Consider the following 21,005-nt stretch of genomic DNA (forward strand, 5'->3'; position numbering starts at 1 on the left):
CTGCGCGCTCAGCGCGCGAAAAGCCGCAGTCGCGTCTGCGGGGTACCGAGCAGACGCGACTGCGGCTTCTTCGTGGTTGCTCGCGCAGTTCCCCGCGCCCCTTACGGGGCGAACCCGTACGCGTCCGCGATCAGCTCGTACGAGCGCAGGCGCACGTCCCCGCTGTGCGCGTTGCCCGTGATCATCAGTTCGTCGGCGCCGGTGCGCTTGGCGAGGTCGTCGAGTCCGGTGCGGACCTGGTCGGCGGTGCCGTGGATGACGTTGGAGTTCCAGTTGGTGATGAACTCCCGCTCCATCTCGCTGAATTCGTACGCCTCCGCCTCCTCGGGGGCGGGGACGAGGCCGGGGCGTCCGGTGCGCAGGCGGATCATGTTCAGGGCGGCGGCCCTGACCTGGCCGCGGGCCTCGTTCTCGTCGTCGGTGGCCAGCGCGGAGACGCCGATGAGGGCGTACGGCGCGTCGAGGACCTCGGAGGGCTTGAACGACTCGCGGTAGAGGTCGAGCGCCGGGATCGTGTTCTGCGCGGAGAAGTGGTGCGCGAAGGCGAACGGCAGACCGAGGACGCCCGCGAGCCGGGCGCTGAAGCCGGAGGAGCCGAGCAGCCAGATCGGCGGGCGGTGGGTGGACTGCACACCGCCGGGCGAGGTTGCCTGAATGGGCCCGGGGACCGCGTGGATGCGGCGGTAGGGGTGGCCGTCGGGGAAGTCGTCGTCCAGGAAGCGGGTCAACTCGGCGAGCTGCTGCGGGAAGTCGTCGGCGCCTTCGTTGAGGCGTTCGGCACGGCGCAGGGCCGCGGCGGTGGCGCCGTCCGTGCCGGGGGCGCGCCCGAGGCCCAGGTCGACGCGGCCCGGGGCCATGGCCTCCAGGGTGCCGAACTGCTCGGCGATGACGAGCGGGGCGTGGTTGGGCAGCATGACGCCGCCGGAGCCGAGCCGGATGCGGCCGGTGTGGGCGGCGAGGTGGGCGAGGATCACGGCCGGGGATGACGAGGCGACGCCCGGCATGGAGTGGTGTTCGGCGACCCAGTAGCGGTGGAAGCCGCGGCCCTCGGCGAGCTTGGCGATCTCGACGCTGGTGCGCAGGGCGTCGGTGGCGGTGCGGCCCGCGCCGACGGTCACCAGGTCGAGTACGGACAGGGGTACGGGCGCGGTGCCGTGCCGCTCCCCGCGGATGCCGTCGTCGCGGGTGCCGTCTTCGGGGGCGGCGTCGCCGGTCGGGTCCACTGTCACTGGGGTGCCTCCTGCACTGCTCGCGTACATCACGCCGGTACGCGAGGCAGAACAGGAGGATCACTCCGTTTTATTCCCCCTTGCGCGTCCGGGCCTGCGCACCGCTACCGTGCCGACCATGGCTGATCCGCTCAAGACCCTCGTCGACGGAGTCGAGGTCGAGGTGCCCAACACCATCCCGGACATCCGCGCGGCCCTGCCCGAGGGGCGCCGCGCGGAGTTCGACCGGGCCATCAACGCGGCCGGGGTCGACGAGATCCACGCCGTGATGCGGCACTGGATGCTGGAGGCCGTGCCCGATCCGGCGGCCGAGGCCCGCCTCGCGCGGCTCGCCTCCGACGAGGCGGAGAGGCGGGGCATCTCGTGAGTCCCCGACACCGCCGCGGCCATCGCATCACCTACGCGCCGCCCGCCGACGACACCCTCACCAAGATGGGCGACGCCGACGCCTTCCGCGCGGCCCTCGCGCGGACCGTGGGCAAGGACCCGTACGGCCACGGCTCGACGCCCGTGCGGGACGACCCCGACCGCAGGGAGGCGACGGTCCAGGGCGCCATCGTCCTGTACTACGTCTCGGGGTCGGTCCAGACGTTAACCGTGGTCAGGCTGATCCTCAGTCCTTGACGCCGAGCCTCAGTCCTTGACCTGCACCAGCGGCTCCTTGGTGAACAGGGAGCCGAGCGCCGGGGCGTTCACGCGGCGCGACGCGAGGCGCAGCGCCTCCCAGACCGTGACCTGGTTGGCCGTCAGGACCGGCTTGCCCAGGGCCGATTCCAGGTCGCGGAGGTACGCCGCGGTGTGCAGCGCCGTGTCGGGCAGGAGCAGCGCCTGGGCGTCGGGGTGGTCGCCCTCGCGGGCCAGGGCGAAGACCTCGTCGTGCCCCCAGGTGCCGACCTCCGCCGCCGTGATGATGCCGCTGCCCCGCACCGAGACGACCTCCGCGCCCGCGTCCTTCAGGAAGGCGGAGAAGTGCCCGGCCACGTCGTCCGGGTACGTCGCCGCGATCGCGACGCGGACCGCGTCCACCTCGCGCAGGGCGTGGGCGAAGGCGAACGACGTCGACGACGCGGGCAGCCCCGCCGTACGCGCGAGGTTGCGGACCTGTTCGTGCGCGCCCTGCCAGCCGAAGACGAAGCTGCCGCTGGTGCACGCCCAGACGACCGCCTCCGCGCCGGCCAGCCTGAGCTCCTCGACGCCGGCCGCGAGCCGCGCGGCCGAGCCCATCTCCAGGAGCGCGTCGACCCGGTGGGCGTCCTCGCCGATGTCCGTGTGGACGACCTGCAGCCGGACGTCGCTGCCGAGCATCTGCTCCATGCGGGGGTAGTCGTCCTCGGCCGAGTGCCCCGGGTAGAGAAATCCGAGTGCCGTCACGTCCAGCCTCCTCCTTCTGCGGGTGGTCCTGCGGGCGGCCCGTCGGACAGCCCTTCGGCGGGCAGGCCCTGCGGCGGGGCCGGCGGGGCCAGCGGGCTCGCGCCCGGCCGGGCCGCCGGATCGATCAGTGCCTGATAGGGGCCTACCGCACGCGTACCCAGGCGACGCAGGGCGGACCACATCGTCACCTGGTTCGCGGAGATCACCGGCATGCGCAGTTCCGCTTCCAGCTGCGGGATGACGTCGTACGTCGGGAGGTTCGTGCAGCTGATGAAGAGCGCGTCGACCGAGCCGCGGACCGCGCGCCGCGCCATGTCGGCGACGTCCCGGTAGGGGACCTTCCAGATGTGCCGGGTGAGACCGAGGTAGGCGCGGCCCGTGACGGACACCCCGGCCTCGGCCAGATACTCCTCAAGGGCCTGGGTGACCGACCAGGTGTAGGGCGTGACGAGCGCGATGCGCCGTGCGCCCAGTTCGTCGAGGGCTTCGAGGAGCGCGCCCGACGTGGTCACCGAGGCGACCGCGCCCTCGCGCGTCATGGCCTCGCACATGGCCCGTTCGCCCGCGGTGCCGCCGACGAAACTGCCCGATGTGCAGGCGTAGGCGAGGACTTCGGGTTCGGCGGCGCTCAGCGCGCGCACCGCCTCGCCGAGCGTCTCGTGCTCGCTGACGACGCGGGCCAGGTCCAGGCTCACCTCGACGGGCACGTACGGGGTGCGGGTCAGATGCAGGGAGACCTCGTCCGGGATCCAGCGCCACAGTTCGCGGTCGAGGGCGAAGTCGAAGGGGGCGACGACACCGACACCGCGTTGCGGGTGCGGTCCGCCGAGGAAGGAGACGTCCATGAGCAGGCCCCAAGTTCGTGCGTGGTGATCAGGGACCGGCCGGGGGCCGGGGACGAGCGATGCCGGCGACGTGCCGGGACGTCGGGACGGGGAGGTCTGTGCGGGCGGACCGCACAGTGGGTGCGAGCGGGTGCACGCAGTGTGCGAGCGGATGCACGGACAGTACTCGGTCGCGAGGCGCCCGTACGCGGAGTGCCTCTGTTGACGAAGGTAGGTTCGGGTGCCAGCGTGGTCAATCCGCACATCTCAGACGGCCGAGCCACACCTCTCCAGGGAAGCGGAACCTCATTGCGAAACGGTTTCCCCTCGATGTCCGAAACAACCGTTCTTGTCCTTGACGCCAAGCCGCCGGAGCCACCGCCCCGCCTCGGCAAACTCATGGGCCGCGCCCGTATCCTGCACGCGGACGAGTCGAATCTCGCGGCTCAACTCCCCCTGGCGGATGTGCTGTTGGTGTGGGACTTCGCCTCGCACGCGGTGCGCGGCGCCTGGCCGGGCGAGGGGCCGCGGCCCCGCTGGGTGCATACGGCGAGCGCGGGCGTTGACCATCTGATGTGCGCCGAGCTCGCCGCGTCCGACACGGTGGTCACCAACGCCCGCGGCGTCTTCGACCAGCCGATCGCCGAGTACGTCGCCGCGCTCGTCCTCGCCATGGCCAAGGACCTGCCCCGCACCCTCGACCTGCAGCGCGAGCGCACCTGGCAGCACCGCGAGTCCCGGCGGGTCGGCGGCACGCGCGCGTGCGTGGTGGGTTCGGGTCCGATCGGCCGGGCCGTCGTCCGCACCCTGAAGGGACTCGGGATCACCACCGCCCTGGTGGGCCGCACGGCGCGGGCCGGGGTGCACGGGCCCGCCGACCTCGACCGGCTGCTGGCCCGCGCCGACTGGGTGGTGTGCGCGGCGCCGCTGACCGACGACACCCGCGGCATGTTCGACGCGCGGCGCTTCGGCGTCATGCAGCCCTCGGCCCGGTTCATCAACATCGGGCGCGGCGCCCTCGTCGTCGAGGACGACCTGGTGGCGGCCCTGTCGAAGCGGTGGATCGCGGGCGCGGCCCTCGACGTCTTCGAGCAGGAGCCGCTGCCGCGGGACAGTCCGCTGTGGACGGCGCCGGGGCTGCTCGTGTCGCCGCACATGAGCGGGGACACGGTCGGCTGGCGGGACGAACTGGGCGCCCAGTTCGTCGAGTTGTACGAGCAGTGGGCGGCCGGGCGGCCGCTGGCGAACGTGGTCGACAAGAAACGTGGGTATGTCCCAGGGCATTGATCACCCCCGACTGCCTTCTGAGGAGCGTGCATGACCGAGCTCACGGATCTCACCGCGGTACAACTCGTCAACGGCTACCGCAAGGGCGAATTCAGCCCGGTCGACGTGGTCCGTGCCGCGCTGCGGCGGGCCGAGGAGACCCAGGCCGCGGTGAACGCGTTCGTGCGGATCGAGGCGGAGCCCGCTCTTGAGCAGGCCGGGGCCAGTGCGGAGCGATGGCGGCGGGGCGAGCCGCAGGGCCTGGTGGACGGCGTGCCGGTGTCGGTGAAGGACCTGCTGCTGATGCGCGGCGGGCCGACCCTGCGCGGCTCGCGGACCGTGCGCCCGGAGGGCAAGTGGAACGAGGACGCGCCGTCGGTGGCGCGCCTTCGGGAGCACGGCGCGGTGTTCATCGGCCGCACCACGACCCCGGAGTTCGGCTGGAAGGGCGTGACGGACGGCCCGCAGAGCGGCATCACCCGTAATCCGTACGACACTTCGCGCACCTCGGGCGGCTCCAGCGGGGGCAGCGCGGTCGCCGTGTCGGTCGGCGCGGGCCCGCTGTCGCTCGGCACGGACGGCGGCGGTTCGGTGCGGATCCCGGCGGCGTTCTGCGGGATCTTCGCGCTGAAGCCGACGTACGGGCGGGTGCCGCTGTATCCCGCGAGCCCCTTCGGGACGCTCGCGCACGTGGGGCCGATGACGCGGGACGCGGCGGACGCCGCGCTGATGATGGAGGTCATCACGGGCCCCGACCCGCGCGACTGGTCCCAACTCGGGGCGGTGGCGGGGAGTTTCCGCGCGGGCCTCGACGGGGGCGTGCGCGGCCTTCGCGTCGCCTACTCGCCCTCGCTCGGCGGTCAGGTCGCGGTGCGGCCCGCCGTCGCCGCGGCCGTGCGGCGCATGGTGGAGTCGCTCGCCGCGCAGGGGGCGTACGTCGAGGAGACCGACCCCGACTTCTCGGATCCGGTGGAGGCGTTCCAGACTCTGTGGTTCAGCGGGGCGGCGCGCGTCGTGCAGCATCTGTCGCCCGCACAGCGGGAGTTGCTCGACCCCGGCCTGCGGGAGATCTGCGGGCAGGGCGCCCGGTACAGCGCGCTCGACTACCTCGCCGCCGTCGACGTCCGGATGGACCTCGGCCGCCGGATGGGGCGCTTCCACTCGACGTACGACCTGCTGGTCACGCCGTCGCTGCCGATCACCGCGTTCGAGGCGGGCGTCGAGACCCCGAAGGGGTCGGGCCACCGGCGCTGGACGGGCTGGACCCCGTTCACGTACCCCTTCAACCTCACGCAGCAGCCCGCGGCGACGGTGCCCTGCGGGGTGGATGAGGACGGGCTGCCCATCGGGGTGCAGATCGTCGGGGCGCGGCACTCGGACACGGTGGTGCTGCGTGCGGCGCACGCGTTGTACGAGGCGGGCAGCGCGGGAGTCGCGCCGCCCGCTCTTGGCTGATCCGGCGCTACGCGCGACGGAAGTTCAGCGTCTCCCCCTGGGCGCCCGCGCGCCACAGGTCGTTGCAGGCCTCGGCCATCCGGTCGAGGCCGTCGACGATCTGGCCCCAGACGATGCCGGGCACCCAGCCGACGTCGCCGTTCAGGAGCAGGTTGTTGCGTTCGTAGAAGAGGGCGAGGTCGACGACGGTGGTGCCGGCCCGTACGTCGGCCGCGGGCTCGTAGCCGTACGCCTGGGTCCCCAATTCCGTACCGGAAAAGGAGAAATAGCAGAGATCTCCCGGAATGGGGGTGACTGTCGGATTCTCCAGGGGCGGCTCGCGGTCCGCGAAAGCCGGGAAGAGGGCGTAGATCTCATTGCGGGCATATTTCGCGTGATAGACGTCCGAGCCGAGCGGAAGCGCCTCCCACACCGCCGCGCAGGTCACCGGGGCCCGGTCGTCGAGCAGCTTGGCCGTGCACTGAACTCCCCGCTTGGCGAGGGAGACTTCGATGAATCGGTCTGCCATGTGTCCCATGCTCCTCCCTGGGTCAAGACCACAACGATTGCATCAGGGGCCTGAATTCACCGGCATATCTGGTGTCGAGTCGGGTAGCCGCGCGCCCATGGCTCCACCACTGAGGAAAGACACAGAGAGCAACGGGACAGGTACGTCCGGAAGAGAGCACCCCGGCATACGCCGACGATCCCTGCTCGCCGGTGCCGCGGCGATCGGCGCCGTCGGCGCGCTCGGCGCGGCGGGCTGCAGCAAGGTGCCCACGGGCGACACGCTGGCGCGCCTGAAGTCGCAGGGCACGGTGCGGCTCGGCATCGCGGGCGAGGCGCCGTACGGCTTCATCGACGAGAACGGGAAGTTCACGGGCGAGGCGGTGGAGCTCGCCAAGGTGATCTTCAAGCGCCTCGGTGTCGACAGCGTGCAGCCCGTCGCCACCGACTTCAGCTCCCTCATCCCGGGCCTCACGACCCAGCAGTTCGACGTGGTCTCGGCGGGGATGTACATCAACAAGGAGCGGTGCCAGACGGTCATCTTCTCCGACCCCGAGTACCAGATGCTGGACTCCTTCATCGTCCGCAAGGGCAACCCGAAGAACATCCACACCTACGAGGACGCGTTCAAGGCCAAGGCGAAGATCGCCACCGGGCCCGCCTACGCGGAGATCGAGTACGCCATCGCCGCGGGCTACAAGCGCGACGAGGTCGCCATCCTGCAGGACCCGGTCGCGGGCATGAACGCCGTCGAGTCCGGCCGCATCGACGTCTTCGCGGGCACCGCGCTCACCAGCCGCAACGTGGTCCGCAAGAGCAGCAAGGCCGAGGCCACCAAGCCGTTCGCCACGGTCATCGACGGCGAGAAGCAGATCGACGGCGGCGGCTTCACCTTCCGGCCCACCGACACCAAGCTGCGCGACGCCTTCAACGTGGAGATCCACAAGATGAAGAAGAGCGGCGAACTCTTCCGGATCCTCAAGCCGTTCGGCTTCACGAAGGCCGAGATGACCACGCTGACCGCAGAGGAGCTGTGCAAATGACAGCGGGACTGTGGGAACACTGGGTCATCCCCGGCATCTGGATCACCATCCAGCTGACGATCTACAGCGCGGCCCTCGCGACCGTCGTCGCCTTCGGCATCGGCATGGCCCGCACCCACCGGCTGCGCACCGTGCGCTTCCTTGCCGGTTTCTACACCGAGGTCTTCCGCGGCACCTCTTCCCTGGTGCTGATGTTCTGGATCTTCTTCGTCCTGCCGCAGCTCGCGGGCTGGGCGCTCGTCCCGATGTGGGCGGCGGTGCTCGCCCTCGGACTCTCCTACGGTGCGTACGGCGCCGAGATCGTGCGTGGCGCCCTGAACGCGGTGGCGCCCGCCCAGCGCGAGGCGGGGGTCGCGCTGAGCTTCACTCCCTGGCAGCGCATGCGGCTGATCCTGCTGCCGCAGGCCGTCCCGGAGATGATCCCGCCGTTCTCGAACCTCCTCGTCGAGCTGCTCAAGGGCACCGCCCTGGTCTCGCTGCTCGGCATCGGCGACGTGTCGTTCGCCGCCTATCTGGTGCGGCTCGCGACCACCGAGAGCGCACAGATCTACTCGATCACCCTGGTCATCTACTTCGTCATCGCGTTCGTCCTGACGCGGGGCATGCGCGCCCTTGAGCGCAAGGCCAAGGCGGGCATCGGGCAGCGGCCCGAGAAGGGCGTCGGCATCATGCGCAGGCTCAGCACCCGCCAGACGGCGAAGGAAGTCGGCCCCCTGGGCGGAGGTGTCTCCTCATGAACAACGGCACCGACAAGTGGGACTGGGGCGCCGTCGCGGACTTCATGCCGCACTTCTGGGACGGGCTGCTCACCACCCTGCAGATCCTCGCCCTCGGCTCGCTGATCTCCTTCTCGCTCGGCCTGGTGTGGGCCCTCGCGTTCCGCGCGCCCACCCGCTTCATACGCTGGCCGGTGGGGATCGTCACCGAGTTCATCCGCAACACCCCGCTCGTGGTCCAGCTGTTCTTCCTGTTCTTCGTGCTGCCCGACTGGGGAATCCAGTACTCCGCGCTGACCACCGGCATCCTCGCGATCGGCCTGCACTACTCGACGTACACCGCGCAGGTCTACCGCGCGGGCATCGAGGCCGTGCCCGTCGGACAGTGGGAGGCGGCCACCGCGCTGAACCTGCCCTACCGGCACACCTGGACCGCGGTGATCCTGCCGCAGGCCATCCGCCGCGTGGTCCCCGCGCTCGGCAACTACGTCATCGCGATGCTGAAGGACACCCCGCTGCTCGCCGCCATCAGCGTCCTCGAACTGCTGCAGCGCGCCCGGCTCCAGGCCGGTGAGACCTTCCAGTACACCGAGGCCCTGACCGTCGTCGGTGTCGCCTTCATCGTCATCGCCTATCCGTCCTCCCTCCTTCTCCGAGCCCTGGAGCGCCGCCTTGTCCACTGACACCAACCCCAAGGACCTGTCGAATCCTGCGGTGGACGGCAGCGAGCTGATCCGCTTCGACAAGGTCGTCAAGCGCTTCGGGTCCAACACGGTCCTCGACGAACTCGACTTCTCCGTGGCCTCGGGCAAGCACGTCACGCTGATCGGCCCTTCGGGCTCCGGCAAGACGACGATCCTGCGCCTGCTGATGACGCTGCTCAAGCCGGACGAGGGCACGATCAAGGTGGGCGGCGAGTACCTCGTCCACGAGCAGAAGAACGGCAAGCTCGTGCCGGCCGGCGAGAAGCACATCCGCGAGGTCCGCAAGAACATCGGGATGGTCTTCCAGCAGTTCAACCTCTTCCCGAACATGAAGGTGCTGCGCAACATCATGGAGGCGCCGGTCACCGTCCTCGGCCTGTCCAAGGACGAGGCCGAGGTGCGGGCGCGCGAGCTGCTCGACCTGGTCGGGCTCGGCGACAAGTGCGACGCGTACCCGACGCAGCTCTCCGGCGGCCAGCAGCAGCGCGTCGCGATCGCGCGGGCCCTCGCGATGCGGCCGCAGGTGCTGCTGCTCGACGAGGTGACGTCCGCGCTCGACCCCGAGCTGGTGGCGGGCGTCCTCGACGTGCTCCGCGACATCGCGCACACCACGGACATCACGATGCTGTGCGTGACCCACGAGATGAACTTCGCCCGTGACATCTCGGACCAAGTGTTGATGTTCGACTCGGGCCGCGTCATCGAGTCCGGGACGCCGGAGAAGATCTTCACCGAGCCGGAGCACGAGCGGACCCGGGAGTTCCTCAGCGCGGTGCTGTGATCCGCGGCCCGGCCTTCCGCCGGATCCGAGCGGCATCGACCGAGGCCCCGGGAGTGGGGCATGACGTCGGCATATGCCAGGGTGGCGCGTTCCTGCTGACAGGGCCGGAGCGCGCCACCAATCTCCCCAACAGCCGCTCCAAATGCGCCACTTGGCGGCTATCGTGGGACGGAGCCCAGCTGTCCGGAACCGTTCCACGCAGGGGGAAGCCGTGGCGTTGAAGCACGAGGCGACCACGCCGCACCACTCCGTCCAGAGCGCTCTGCGGGTGCTCGAAATCGTCGCCCGGCACACCACAGGAGTGACCACCGCCGCGCTCGCCCGCGAGACCCGGCTGCCCGCCGCGCAGCTGGCACCGCTGCTGCGCATGCTGCTCCGCGAGGGCTATGTCGAGCAGCTCACCGACAGCACCACGGGCGCGTACGTCACCGGGGCGTCCCTCACCCGGCTCGGCTCCGCCCACCAGCACGACCAGGCGCTGCGCGAGAAGCTCCAGCGCACGCTGGACCGCCTGCGCGACTCGATCGGCGCGGCCGTCTACATCAGCCGTTACGTGGACGGCGAGGTCAAGGTCACGGACTTCGCCGCGGGCCCGCGCACCCCCGCGGTCAACGAATGGGTGGACTTCCGCTCCTCCGCCCACGCCAGCGCGGTCGGCAAGAGCCTGCTGACGCAGCTCGACGTCAATGGCCGCAGGGATCATCTCTCCCGGCACAAGATGGCGCGGCTCACGTCCCGGACGATCACGAACGAGCGGGTCCTTCTCAACCGGTTGGCCGCGCAGCCCGCGACGGTGCCGGTGCTCGATCTTCAGGAGTATGCGGTCGGGACGGTGTGCGCCGCGGTGCCGATCACCGCGGGGGCCGCGGTGGGGTGCCTTGCGTTGTCCCTGCCGGTCGAGCATGCGCATCGGCTGCGGGAGGCCGCGGACACGCTTAATCGTGGGGCGGCGCCGGTGTTGCTGTCCTTGGCGATCTAGGTCGGCTGCGCCCACCTCGTCCGTGGTCATGGGCACCCCCTCGGACCAGGTACTATTTACTTGTCAGCAGGCGCCGCTAGCTCAGTTGGTTAGAGCAGCTGACTCTTAATCAGCGGGTCCGGGGTTCGAGTCCCTGGCGGCGCACTTGCGAATGCCGAAAGGGCGTTCCCGGTCTCCGGGGACGCCCTTTCGCGTACGGCACGTTTCCCGGGGGTGCGGAAAACCGCACCCTGAGTCGACGGCAACCCCCATACCGCCGCTGACCTGCAATTTCTAGCGTTACCCCTATGGACCTCATGACTCTCGCCCTCCCCCAGGAGCCCGCGGGCGGCATCGCGGGCTGGGCCGCCGACCTCGTGGACACCCTGGGCGGGCCCGGCGCCGGGCTCGCCATCGCCCTGGAGAACCTCTTCCCGCCCCTGCCCAGCGAGGTGATCCTGCCGCTGACCGGCTTCGCCGCCGGGCAGGGAGTGATCAGCCTCGGCTCCGCGCTGTTCTGGACCACGCTCGGCTCGGTCGTCGGCGCGGCCGCCCTGTACTGGATCGGTGTGCTCTTCGGCCGCGAGCGGATGCACGCCCTGTGGGCGAAGCTGCCGCTGGTGAAGACCTCCGACCTGGAACGCACCGAGGCGTGGTTCGCCAAGCACGGCACCAAGGCCGTGCTGCTCGGCCGGATGGTGCCGATCTTCCGGAGCCTGATCTCCATTCCCGCCGGGGTGGAACGCATGCGGCTGCCGGTCTTCCTCGCCCTCACCACGGTCGGCAGCCTCGTCTGGAACTCCGTCCTCGTCCTGGCCGGATACTGGCTCGGCGACCAGTGGGACGCGGTCGAGACCTATGTGGGCCTGCTCTCCAAGGCCGTCCTCGTCCTGGTCCTGGTGGCCGTCGCGGTGTACGTGGTCGTCCGCGTGCGGTCCCGCAACCGGCCCGGCGTCGGCGCCGAGGCCCGCCACCGCCGCGCCGACTAGGCCTCGGCTAATGTCGGCTGACGTGAAGGAGCCCGTCGCCGCCCCGCTCGTCCTCAGGGGCGCCGGTGTGCTCGTGGGCTGCCTCACCGCCGTGCTCGGCCTGATCTACTTCGTCGTCGCCGGCGCGGCCCTCGGCGCCTTCCTGCTCTGGCCGCGCACCCGCGGCCGCGCCCACGCGCTGCTCGCCTCCGGGGCGCGCAGGCTCACCACGGTCGAACGGTGGCGCAGGTCCGTCTTCTTCCGCGACGCCTTCCCCGACCACCGGGCGTCCGACCAGCAGATCCTGCGCTACCTCGCGGCCCGTACGTACTCCGGACTGCTGTGCGCCATCGTGGTCGGCCTGGTCGACTTCGGCGCGGTCCTCGCCGGGATCTTCGCCGTGTCCCTCGTCGACACGTCCATGACCTGGGTGGACCTGCTCAGCCAGGTCGTACTCGGCGGGACCCTGCTGTTCCTCGCCGTGCAGGGGCTGCGCGCGCTGACCGAGCAGGACGCGCGCCTGGCCCGCGAGTGCTTCGGCCCCTCCGAACGGGAGCTCCTGCAGCGGCGCATCGACGAACTGGCCACCAGCCGGGCCGCGGTGGTCCAGGCCGTCGACATGGAGCGGCGCCGGGTCGAGCGCGATCTGCACGACGGCGTCCAGCAGCGGCTCGTCGCGCTCGCCATGCTGCTGGGCCGGGCCCGCCGCGGCCGCACCCCCGAGCGGGCCGACGCGCTGCTCGAACAGGCCCACAAGGAAGCCCAGGAAGTCCTCACCGAACTGCGCGAGGTGGCCTGGCGGGTCTACCCCACCGCGCTCGACAGCCTGGGTCTGCGCGAGGCGCTCGGCGGGGTCTCGGAGCGGTGCGCCGTGCCCGTCCGCATGGAGTACGACGTCGCCGACCCGCTGCCGTCCGCTGTCGAGACCGCCGCGTACTTCGTCGTGTCGGAGGCCGTGACCAACGCCGCCAAGCACGCCTCGGCCGACGAGGTCCACGTCCGGGTGCACCGGGCCGGGGCCGCGCTCACCGTCCTGGTCAGGGACACCGGGGTCGGCGGCGCGGACCCCGCGGGCAGCGGCCTGACCGGGCTGCGCAGCCGGGTCGCCGCGCTCGACGGCACCCTGCACGTCGAAAGCCCCCTCGGGGGACCCACCACCATCACCGCGGAGCTGCCGTGCGCGTAATCCTCGCCGAGGACTCGACCCTGCTGCGGGAGGGCCTGGTCCGGCTGCTCGCCGAGGAGGGCCACGAGGTCCTCGCCGCCGTGGGCGACGCCGACGCGCTGCTGCGCGAGGTCGGGACCCGCACCCCCGACGTCGTCGTCACCGACATCCGGATGCCGCCCGACCACACCGACGAGGGCCTGCGGGCCGCCGTGCGGATCCGTGAGCTGCGCCCGGAGATCGGCGTGGTCGTCCTCTCCCAGTACGTGGAGCGCAACTACGCGGCGCAGCTGCTCACTTCGAGCGCCGAGCGGGTCGGCTATCTCCTGAAGGACCGGGTCGCGCAGGTCGAGGAGTTCCTCGACGCGCTGGAGCGGGTGCATGCGGGCGGCGCGGCCATCGACCCCGAAGTCGTACGGCAGTTGCTCATCCGCACCACGCACAGCGACCCGCTCACCCGCCTCACCCCGCGCGAGCGGACCGTCCTGGAGGCGCTCGCCGAGGGGCACACCAACGCGGCCATCGGGCAGAAGCTGCACATCTCGCTGAGCGCGGTCGAGAAGAACCTCAACGCGATCTTCGACAAGCTCGGCCTGAACCGGACGGACGGCTACAGCCGCCGAGTCCTCGCCGTACTGCGGTACTTGGAGTCCTGAGCCCCCCGCCCGCGCCGGGCGCTACGACAGGACGACCCCGTCCATGACCAGCGCCGCCACCAGGCCCGCGGCCAGCAGCCAGGTGCCGAGCCTGGTGCGGCCGCGGCGGCTCAGCTCGATGACCATTCCGCACAGGATGAGCAGCAGGCCGTAGACCCCGACGACCAGTACGGACGATCTGCTCGCCAGCCGCAGCGCGAGGACCACCGCCGCCGCGGCCATCAGCAACGAGGCCGCGGCTATGCGGGCGCGGCGGGCTCTGGCCGCGGGGGTGGGGCCCTCCTCGTACGGCGGGAGCTCGGATTCCGGGGTGTCGTGCGTCGTGGGTTCCGCTTGGTCTGGCGTGCTCATGTCGTGGATCGTACTCACGCCCGCAGATACGCGAGGACCGCGAGCACCCTGCGGTGCGTGCCGTCCGCCGGCGGCAGGTCCAGTTTCCCGAGGATGTTGCCGATGTGCTTGCCGACCGCCGCCTCGCTCACCACCAGGTCGCGGGCGATCGCCGCGTTCGACTTGCCCTCGGCGACCAGGGCGAGCACCTCCCGTTCGCGCGGCGTCAGTTGCTCCAGCGGGTCGCGGCGGCGGCGCAGCAACTGCCGTACGACTTCCGGGTCGACGACCGTGCCGCCCTCCGCGACCCGCGTCAGCGCCTCCACGAACTGCTCGACCTGGCCCACGCGGTCCTTGAGCAGATAGCCGACGCCGGTGCCGTCGCCGGTGTCCAGGAGTTCGGCCGCGTAGGAACGCTGCACGTACTGGCTGAGCACGAGCACCGGGAGCGTCGGCCGCTCCGCCCTGAGCGCGACCGCGGCGCGCAGCCCCTCGTCCTGGAAACCGGGCGGCATCCGCACGTCCGTGACCACGATGTCCGGCCCGTACGCCGACACCGCGTCCCGCAGCGCGTCCGCGTCGCCCACCGCGGCGACCGTCTCGTGGCCGAAGCGGGTGAGCACGCCGACGAGTCCCTCGCGCAGCAGCACGCTGTCCTCCGCAAGCACGACTCTCAACCGGCTTCGGCTCGTCAAGGGATCTCCACGGGGATTGCCACGGACAGGATGGTCGGACCGCCCGGCGGGCTGGTGACCGTCAGTGTGCCATCGAGGACCGCGAGACGGTCCGCGAGGCCCGTCAGGCCCGTGCCGCGCGCGGGGTCCGCGCCGCCGCGGCCGTCGTCGCGCACCTCGATCCGCAGGACTCCGTCCGTGTGGGCCGCGCTGATGCGGGCGCGGGTGGCCCCGCTGTGCCGTCCGATGTTGGCGAGCGCCTCGCGGACCGTGAAGTAGGCGGCGGACTCGACCGGTTCGGGCAGGCGGGGCAGCTCCGCCCCTTCGCCGTCCGTGTCCACCGGGACCGCGGAACGGTCCGCCGCGTCCTCGATCGCCGCGGTGAGGCCGTAGTCGGCGAGGACCTGGGGGTGGATGCCGCGGATCAGCTCCCGCAGCTCGGTCAGGACCCGGCCCGCCTCGTCGTGGGCCGTCGCCAGCCGGTCCGCCAAGGGGCCCTCCGGCGCGGCGTCCAGCCTCGCGAGCCCCAGCGTCATCGTCAGCGCGACCAGGCGCTGCTGCGCGCCGTCGTGCAAGTCCCGCTCGATCCTGCGCCGTTCGGCCTCGAACGCGTCCACGAGGCGGGCCCTGGAGCGGGTGACCTCCGCGAGGCTGTCCGCCAGTTCCGCGTCGCGCGGGGCGAGCAGGAGCCGGGTGAAGGCTGCGCGGGCCGCGGCGTATGCGCCCAGTGGATACAGGAGTACGGCAAGGAGTACGACGCCGAGCAGGGCGGTGGCCGTGGCCGCGGGGTAGCCGTCCACCAGCCACAGCTTGGCGGGACGGATCTCGCCGCCCGCGACGGCCAGGTGGGCCGGGGCCGCGATGAGCAGGGCGGGCAGGGCGACCGTGCAGGTCAGGACGAGGAGGTCCAACGGCCACAGGACCAGGGCCAGGAGGACCGTGTAGGCGAGCTCGCGCCAGGTGGCCTGTTCCCTGAGGCGGAGGCGGAACCAGGCGGGGATGCCGGGGGTGTCGGGGGTGCGGTGGGGGGTGGGGGTTGTCCGGGTGGGGGCCATGAGGTGGGTGCGGCGGCGTTCCAGGGCGGCGAGGGGGATGCCGGAGAAGGGGAGCGTGGCCAGGAGGGGGACGCCGATGAGTACGAGGGAGAGGAGCGCTGCGACGGTGGTGAGGACGGTCCCTACGGCCAAGGTCGCGGCGCCCAGGACCGCGCCGCTGAACAGATACGCGGCACTCCGCCACGGCGCGGGCGTCTTCTGGGGCATGGGTCTACGGTATGCGCCCCGGCGCCCATGGTTCGGCTGTGGGGCGGGGCTGCGGGGGTATGTGCATGGTCGCTCCGCTGTGGGCAAGCGTGCCGCTGGGCGGCACGGGTGGGCACAGCCCACGGTGCCGGGGGTCGCTCACGGAGGCGGCGGGGTGGCTCAGCGGGGCAGGAGGTCGTCTCGGCCCTGGGTGCGGTATTGGGTCAGGAGGGACGTCACGTCGGAGGGCGTCAGGGGGCGGTAGGAGGAGGTGCCCGGGGGGCGCCACCAGACGGGGTCCGCGCAGCGGAAGGCCTCGCGGCGCAGGGCGCTCCGGGCGACCTTGTTGGTCGCCGTCACGGGCATGCGGTCGACGACGCGGAGGAAGCGGGGCGCCATCTTCGTCCCCAAGTCGGCTTGGGAGAGCAGGAATTCGGCGAAGGAGAGCGGATCGAAGGGCACACCGGGAGGCGGCGCGAGCGCCGCCATGACCTGGTCCCCGGCCACCGGATCGGGCACCGCGTAGACCGCGACCGCCGCCGCCCCTTCGTACCGCGCGAGAATGTTCTCGATGACCGCCGCCGCGAGGTTCTCGCTGTCGACGCGCAGCCGGTCGTCCGTGCGTCCGGCGAAGTAGAGGTATCCGTCGGCGTCCCGGTAGAAGAGGTCTCCGGTCCAGTACCAGCCCCCGCGCACCCGCTCCGCCTCGGCCTCCGCGTTGCGCCAGTAGCCCTCGAAGGGGTTCCGGCCCCGGTTCACCAATTCCCCTATGGCGGCACGGCCGTTGAGGAGCCGGCCGTCGGCGGCGAAGGCCGCCGCCTCGCACTCCTGGAGCGTCTCCGGGTCGATGACCGCGAGGTCGTCCCCGGGTGCCGCCCGGCCGATCGCGGTGGGCGGCGTGTCGGGCGAGCGCTGGATCGCGGCGCCGCCCTCGGAGGATCCGTAGCCTTCGACGAGCCGTACGCCGAACCGTTCCTCGAAGCGTGCCGCGTCCACCGCCCCGGCCTCGGTGCCGAATCCGGTCCGCAGCGGGTTGTCGCGGTCGTCGGTCCTGGCGGGGGTGGCGAGGATGTACTGGACGGCGCGGCCGACGTAGGTGAAGTACGTCGCCCCGAACTCCCGTGTGTCGGCGAGGAAGTGGGAGGCGGAGAAGCGGCGGCGCAGCGCCACTCCGGCTCCGGCGGCGAGCGCGGGCGCCCAGTCCGCGATCACCGCGTTGCCGTGGAACATGGGCATGCAGATGTAGTGGGTGTCGGTCGGCCCGACCCCGAAGTGGGTGACCAGTGAGCCGCCCGCCGCCGCGAGACGGCCCTGGCTGCAGAGGGCGGCCTTGGGCGCGCCGGTGGAGCCGGAGGTGAAGTAGAGCAGCATGCGGCTCCGCGGGGTCACGGTCCGTGCGATCTCCGGCTTGGCGTCGGCGTAGGGCGCGAGCAGCTCCTCGTACGCGTCCGTGTCGGTCACCAGGATGCGTACGCCCGGGAGTTCGAGGCCGTCGAGCAGCGGCAGGTGCGCCCGTTCGGTGACGAGGATCCCGCACTCGGTGTGCAGGATGTCCCGGGCCAGTTCGGCCCCTCGGCGCGTCGGGTTGATGCCCGCCACGGCGGCCCCCGCGAGTGCCGCGGCGCTCAACCAGAGGGGGAATTCGGGGGTGTTGTCGAGCAGTACGCCGATGTGGGGCTCGCCCCGGCGGGGCAGCAGGTCGGTCAGGAGGGCCGCCCTGGCCGCCGCACCGGCCGTCATCTGGTGATGGGTGCGCGCTTCGCCCTCGAAGCGCAGTCCTGTGCGGTGGTCGCCCCACCGCGCCTGAACGAGTTCCGCGACCGTGTTCCCGGTGCTCTCCATGGGCGCGCACGATAATTGACGGCCCGTCATATTGGCAGAGGGCCGGTGCCGGTGGCGCGTTCTACGGCATGTCGTCGAACACGTCGTCCGAGAACACGTCGGCCGAGAACATCTCGTTCGCCGTCACCATGAAGAAGACGCAGAACGCGAGCATCACGCCGAAGAAGCAGAGCAGGCCGACCGTGCTCGCCGCCATCGCGGCGCGGCGCGGGGCGTGTGCCGTGGCCGCCTCGGGGCGCGGTGCCGTGTAGTGCACGGTGACGATGTCGCCCTCGACGGTGGTCGCGGGGCCGTTCGCCTCCTCGAAGCGGACGGGGCGGCCCTCGCGCGTGGTGAATTCGTAGACGTGGTGCAGCGTCGTCGTCACATGGTGTCTCTCGCCGTGGCTGCTGGTCGTCGTATACGTGCGCAGGCAGCGCGCCTCGGCCGTGAGTCCGCTGTTCCAGGCGCTGTTGACCTCGATGGACCGCTTGATCACCTTGGCGGCCATGAGGATCACGGCCCCGGCGATGATTCCGGGCACGACGTAGAACATGAACTCCATGAGGATCCCCCGATCACTCCCGCCCGCGTGCTTCGCGGGCCGGTCCGCTCGCGCGGTTCCGCGCACGCCGCGTGGTCGTCACGGCGTGCGCAGAACCTACCCGTGGGGTGCGGGGAAGAGCCTCAAGCAATGCTCAGAACTGCGGGGAAGGTTCAGAACTTGACGTCCGAGCAGGCGTAGAAGGCGTTCGCGGTGTCCGCGACCGTCCAGACCGCGACGATCACGTGGTGTCCGCTGCGGCCGCCGGGGATGGTGCCGCTGTGCGAGAGGGTGGCGGGCGGCTGCTGGCTGTTGTACGGGACGGTGAGGAACGGCGTGGTCTCCAGGGCGGCCCTGGTCACCGGCTTGCTGTCGTCCCAGCCCTGCTTGGTGATGTAGTACTTGAAGTCGGTGGTGCGGTGGCGTGCGGTGAACTGCCAGCGGAACGAGTAGCTCTGGCCGCCGCTGACGCTCGTGGTGGGCCAGGCGCCGCCCCCGGGGGTCTTGGGGGAGTTGAGCTGGTCGAAGCCCGCTATGCCCGCCGAGCAGATCTTGCCGTCGGCTGGCCCCGCGGCTGGGAAGCCCTTGGGACCCTCGACGCTCTGCGGTTCGTACTGGATGGAACCGCAGTTGCTCACCACGCCCTTGGCGCAGTTGATCTGCCGGCTGGCCGGCAGGTCGGTGTAGCCGTGGCTGCTGGCACCACCGGCGGAGAGCGCGAACGCGCCGACCGTGGTGAGGCCGACCATGGCCGCGTACATCTTCTTGTTTCGCATGTGCCGCTCCTGCCGAACGTGGGGAGTTCCGTGGGACGTGCGCGCACTGCGGTCTAGACCAAGCTCAGATTATTGCCGTTAGTTGAACATGTCCATACCAATCCTGGAGAGGATCCGTCCGCATCGCCCCCGCGAGGTCGCGACGAGTTCACCATTGGGCGCGTCGTTCGTCGCGACCCACGCCCGCGCCTCCAGCGGACTGCGACCGCCCGTCAACTGCCGCTCCACCAGGCGCTGTTGACGCACATCGCCGGGAACGTCCAGATACCAGCACGCCCCCATGAGCGCATGCGCCGCGCGCCAGCCCGGCAGATCGCAGGCGAGGTAGTTCCCCTCGGTGACCACGAGGCGCGCGGCGGGCGCGACGAGATGGCGGGCCGCGACCGGCTCGTGCAGCGTGCGGTCGTAGTCGGGCACATAGATGTCGTGCGCCGGATCGTCCAGGACGCGGCGCAGCAGCGCGACGTACCCCGCCACGTCGAAGCTCGGCTCCGAGCCCTTGCGGCTCTCCAGGCCGAGCCGGGCCAACTGCGCGTTGGACAAGTGGAATCCGTCGAGCGGCAGATACGCGGACCCCTCGCCGATCCGCGCGACCAGCGCCCGCGCCAGCGTCGACTTGCCGGCGCCGGGCGGTCCCGCGATCCCGAGGACGGCCCGGGGCACCCCGGCCGTCAGCCGCCAGGCGTCGGCGGCCAGGTCCTTCAGCTCATCGGTGTTCTCCATGGCCCGTATAGAACGCCACCGTCAGGTCCTTCACCAAGGCCTTGCGCTCGTAGTCGTCGAGCTCGACGAGACCCCGCGTGGTCAGCCGCGACACCGTGTCCTCCACCGAGTCGACCACCGAGGTCAGGACGGTGTCGCGGTGCCGTGCGTCGAGCGCGGCGACCCTGCGGCGCTGCATCGCCGCCGCCACCTCGGGGGCGTACTCGATACGGGTCGGCTGCGCCGAGAAGATCTCCACGCCGACCGCCTCCGCGTCCGCGGCGAGCGCCTTCGTCAGCGCCTCGCCGACCGCCTCGGCGTCGCGCAGGGTGGGCGCCTCGTCGTGGAAGGCGTCGGCGGGCAGCCGCGAGAGCACCCGGGCCGTGGTCGCCTCCACGCACTCGCGCAGATACTCCTGGTGGTCCGCGACCGCGAGCGTCGCCCGCGCGGTGTCCTTGACCCGCCACACGACGAGGACGACGACGCGCAGCGCCACCCCGGCACGGTCCACGGCCGGCATCGGCTCGCTCCTCCAGTGCCGCAGCCGTACGTCGACACGGCGCCGAAGCAGCAGCGGGTTCACCCACATCAGTCCGGTGCGCCGGACGGTCCCCCGGTAGCGGCCGAAGAGGCTGAGCACCCAGGCCCTGCCGACCCGGCCCCTGGCGAGACCGCCGAACCCGAACAGCGCGAGCGTCCCCGAACCGGCGAGCGAGGCCCACTGCTCGGCGCCGAGCCCGGCACCGGCGTACCCGGGAAGGCCCGTCACCTGGACCGCGGCGTCCGGCAGCGCGCCCGCCCACCACAGCGAGAGCACGCACCCTGCGGCGCCCGCGCAGCCGCCGAGCACCCCGGCGAGCCCCGGCAGGACCCGCGCCCGCCGCTCGACGAGGGCCGGGTCGACGTCCGGCACGGCCCGCGCGGGCGGCTCCGCGACGGCCGGGCGGCGCGCGGCGGTGCGCGGCTGCTCGCCGGTCCCCTGCCGGCGCCGCACCACGGCGGGCGGCAGCGGGACGCCCGTCGCGTCGGCGGGGTCGTCCGGGTCGTCGCGGAACAGGAGGTGGACCGGGATCTCGGTGGTGGCCTCGCTCTGGATCACCCGTGGCGACCGGGCGCCGCCGGGCTCGGGGCCGCCCGCGGGCTGCGGGGACTGCGGCTGTGAAGCTGCCGTCGCACTCATCCGTGCCTCCGACTCGTTCGTGCCTGGATCTCATTGCTGCCGGAGCCCCGTCCGTGCCCGGGTCCCGCTGTCACACCGCGCCGCAGGAGCGCCTGGGTCTCGCCCGTGGCCGTGT

The 21,005-nt window shown here is 71.6% G+C and carries 24 protein-coding genes and 1 tRNA gene; 13 read left to right on the forward strand and 12 right to left on the reverse strand.

What is annotated here, in order from left to right; genetic code table 11:
• Positions 1 to 101: 101 nt before the first annotated feature.
• Entirely contained in the window at positions 102 to 1,229 is a 1,128-nt protein-coding gene (locus ACFWZ2_RS40565) for an LLM class flavin-dependent oxidoreductase (protein WP_384554669.1), read from the reverse strand.
• 118 nt (positions 1,230 to 1,347) lie between these two features.
• Between ACFWZ2_RS40565 and ACFWZ2_RS40570 the strand changes: the two genes are divergently transcribed.
• Positions 1,348 to 1,596, forward strand: coding sequence for a hypothetical protein (locus ACFWZ2_RS40570; protein WP_384554671.1), 249 nt, complete (start codon positions 1,348 to 1,350; stop codon positions 1,594 to 1,596).
• Between the two features lie 65 nt (positions 1,597 to 1,661).
• Positions 1,662 to 1,853 (forward strand): hypothetical protein, encoded by a 192-nt coding sequence (locus ACFWZ2_RS40575; protein WP_384554716.1) that lies wholly within the window; start codon positions 1,662 to 1,664, stop codon positions 1,851 to 1,853.
• A 9-nt stretch (positions 1,854 to 1,862) separates the two neighbouring features.
• Here ACFWZ2_RS40575 and ACFWZ2_RS40580 read toward each other — a convergent pair whose 3' ends face one another.
• Entirely contained in the window at positions 1,863 to 2,600 is a 738-nt protein-coding gene (locus tag ACFWZ2_RS40580) for a decarboxylase (RefSeq protein WP_384554672.1), read from the reverse strand.
• Positions 2,597 to 3,445: a decarboxylase gene (locus tag ACFWZ2_RS40585; RefSeq protein WP_384554674.1), complete on the reverse strand. Its 849-nt coding sequence runs from the start codon at positions 3,443 to 3,445 to the stop codon at positions 2,597 to 2,599. Before ACFWZ2_RS40585 ends, ACFWZ2_RS40580 begins: the two co-directional genes overlap by 4 nt.
• A 309-nt stretch (positions 3,446 to 3,754) precedes the next feature.
• Here ACFWZ2_RS40585 and ACFWZ2_RS40590 point away from each other — a divergent pair, with 309 nt between their 5' ends.
• Entirely contained in the window at positions 3,755 to 4,711 is a 957-nt protein-coding gene (locus tag ACFWZ2_RS40590; protein WP_384554675.1) for a D-2-hydroxyacid dehydrogenase, read from the forward strand.
• 30 nt (positions 4,712 to 4,741) lie between these two features.
• Positions 4,742 to 6,145: an amidase gene (locus ACFWZ2_RS40595; RefSeq protein WP_384554677.1), complete on the forward strand. Its 1,404-nt coding sequence runs from the start codon at positions 4,742 to 4,744 to the stop codon at positions 6,143 to 6,145.
• A 7-nt stretch (positions 6,146 to 6,152) separates the two neighbouring features.
• On the opposite strand, the gene ACFWZ2_RS40600 is transcribed toward ACFWZ2_RS40595, so the two are convergent.
• Complete coding sequence (locus ACFWZ2_RS40600) at positions 6,153 to 6,653, reverse strand: DUF3830 family protein (protein ID WP_384554679.1); 501 nt, start codon at positions 6,651 to 6,653, stop codon at positions 6,153 to 6,155.
• A gap of 97 nt (positions 6,654 to 6,750) precedes the next feature.
• On the opposite strand from ACFWZ2_RS40600, the gene ehuB reads away from it, so the two are divergent.
• The 9 genes from ehuB to ACFWZ2_RS40645 all read left to right on the forward strand — a co-directional run bounded on the left by ehuB (position 6,751) and on the right by ACFWZ2_RS40645 (position 13,622).
• Positions 6,751 to 7,674, forward strand: a complete 924-nt coding sequence (gene ehuB / locus ACFWZ2_RS40605; protein WP_384554681.1) for an ectoine/hydroxyectoine ABC transporter substrate-binding protein EhuB — start codon at positions 6,751 to 6,753, stop codon at positions 7,672 to 7,674.
• A complete protein-coding gene (ehuC, locus tag ACFWZ2_RS40610; RefSeq protein ID WP_384554683.1) occupies positions 7,671 to 8,411 on the forward strand; it encodes an ectoine/hydroxyectoine ABC transporter permease subunit EhuC in 741 nt (246 codons plus the stop codon). Before ehuB ends, ehuC begins: the two co-directional genes overlap by 4 nt.
• Entirely contained in the window at positions 8,408 to 9,073 is a 666-nt protein-coding gene (gene ehuD, locus ACFWZ2_RS40615) for an ectoine/hydroxyectoine ABC transporter permease subunit EhuD (RefSeq protein ID WP_384554685.1), read from the forward strand. The genes ehuC and ehuD overlap by 4 nt, the downstream gene beginning before the upstream one ends.
• On the forward strand, positions 9,063 to 9,875 hold the full coding sequence (gene ehuA / locus ACFWZ2_RS40620) for an ectoine/hydroxyectoine ABC transporter ATP-binding protein EhuA (protein WP_384554687.1): 813 nt from the start codon (positions 9,063 to 9,065) through the stop codon (positions 9,873 to 9,875). Before ehuD ends, ehuA begins: the two co-directional genes overlap by 11 nt.
• A 211-nt stretch (positions 9,876 to 10,086) precedes the next feature.
• A complete protein-coding gene (locus ACFWZ2_RS40625; protein ID WP_384554689.1) occupies positions 10,087 to 10,854 on the forward strand; it encodes an IclR family transcriptional regulator in 768 nt (255 codons plus the stop codon).
• 70 nt (positions 10,855 to 10,924) lie between these two features.
• Positions 10,925 to 10,998, forward strand: a tRNA-Lys gene (locus ACFWZ2_RS40630).
• Between the two features lie 143 nt (positions 10,999 to 11,141).
• Positions 11,142 to 11,822 carry a DedA family protein gene (locus tag ACFWZ2_RS40635; protein ID WP_384554691.1) on the forward strand — a complete coding sequence of 227 codons (681 nt, stop codon included), beginning with the start codon at positions 11,142 to 11,144 and terminating at the stop codon, positions 11,820 to 11,822.
• A gap of 10 nt (positions 11,823 to 11,832) precedes the next feature.
• Positions 11,833 to 12,987: a histidine kinase gene (locus ACFWZ2_RS40640; RefSeq protein WP_384554693.1), complete on the forward strand. Its 1,155-nt coding sequence runs from the start codon at positions 11,833 to 11,835 to the stop codon at positions 12,985 to 12,987.
• Positions 12,978 to 13,622, forward strand: a complete 645-nt coding sequence (locus tag ACFWZ2_RS40645) for a response regulator (protein WP_384554695.1) — start codon at positions 12,978 to 12,980, stop codon at positions 13,620 to 13,622. Before ACFWZ2_RS40640 ends, ACFWZ2_RS40645 begins: the two co-directional genes overlap by 10 nt.
• Positions 13,623 to 13,643: 21 nt before the next feature.
• Here the strand turns inward: ACFWZ2_RS40645 and ACFWZ2_RS40650 are convergent, their stop codons facing one another.
• The 8 genes from ACFWZ2_RS40650 to ACFWZ2_RS40685 form a co-directional block, all read right to left on the reverse strand.
• A complete protein-coding gene (locus tag ACFWZ2_RS40650) occupies positions 13,644 to 13,973 on the reverse strand; it encodes a hypothetical protein (protein ID WP_384554697.1) in 330 nt (109 codons plus the stop codon).
• A gap of 14 nt (positions 13,974 to 13,987) precedes the next feature.
• A complete protein-coding gene (locus ACFWZ2_RS40655; RefSeq protein ID WP_384554698.1) occupies positions 13,988 to 14,647 on the reverse strand; it encodes a LuxR C-terminal-related transcriptional regulator in 660 nt (219 codons plus the stop codon).
• Complete coding sequence (locus tag ACFWZ2_RS40660) at positions 14,644 to 15,888, reverse strand: sensor histidine kinase (RefSeq protein WP_384554700.1); 1,245 nt, start codon at positions 15,886 to 15,888, stop codon at positions 14,644 to 14,646. The genes ACFWZ2_RS40655 and ACFWZ2_RS40660 overlap by 4 nt, the downstream gene beginning before the upstream one ends.
• Before the next feature lie 159 nt (positions 15,889 to 16,047).
• Positions 16,048 to 17,709 (reverse strand): AMP-binding protein, encoded by a 1,662-nt coding sequence (locus ACFWZ2_RS40665; RefSeq protein ID WP_384554701.1) that lies wholly within the window; start codon positions 17,707 to 17,709, stop codon positions 16,048 to 16,050.
• A gap of 61 nt (positions 17,710 to 17,770) precedes the next feature.
• Positions 17,771 to 18,253, reverse strand: a complete 483-nt coding sequence (locus tag ACFWZ2_RS40670) for a DUF3592 domain-containing protein (protein ID WP_384554703.1) — start codon at positions 18,251 to 18,253, stop codon at positions 17,771 to 17,773.
• A 152-nt stretch (positions 18,254 to 18,405) separates the two neighbouring features.
• A complete protein-coding gene (locus ACFWZ2_RS40675; RefSeq protein ID WP_384554704.1) occupies positions 18,406 to 19,008 on the reverse strand; it encodes a lytic polysaccharide monooxygenase in 603 nt (200 codons plus the stop codon).
• A 78-nt stretch (positions 19,009 to 19,086) separates the two neighbouring features.
• Positions 19,087 to 19,731, reverse strand: coding sequence for a nucleoside/nucleotide kinase family protein (locus ACFWZ2_RS40680; RefSeq protein WP_384554705.1), 645 nt, complete (start codon positions 19,729 to 19,731; stop codon positions 19,087 to 19,089).
• Positions 19,715 to 20,890, reverse strand: coding sequence for an SPFH domain-containing protein (locus tag ACFWZ2_RS40685; protein ID WP_384554708.1), 1,176 nt, complete (start codon positions 20,888 to 20,890; stop codon positions 19,715 to 19,717). The genes ACFWZ2_RS40680 and ACFWZ2_RS40685 overlap by 17 nt, the downstream gene beginning before the upstream one ends.
• Positions 20,891 to 21,005 lie beyond the last annotated feature (115 nt).

Origin of the sequence: Streptomyces sp. NPDC059002 (assembly GCF_042740435.1) — a bacterium.
Lineage (GTDB): Bacteria > Actinomycetota > Actinomycetes > Streptomycetales > Streptomycetaceae > Streptomyces.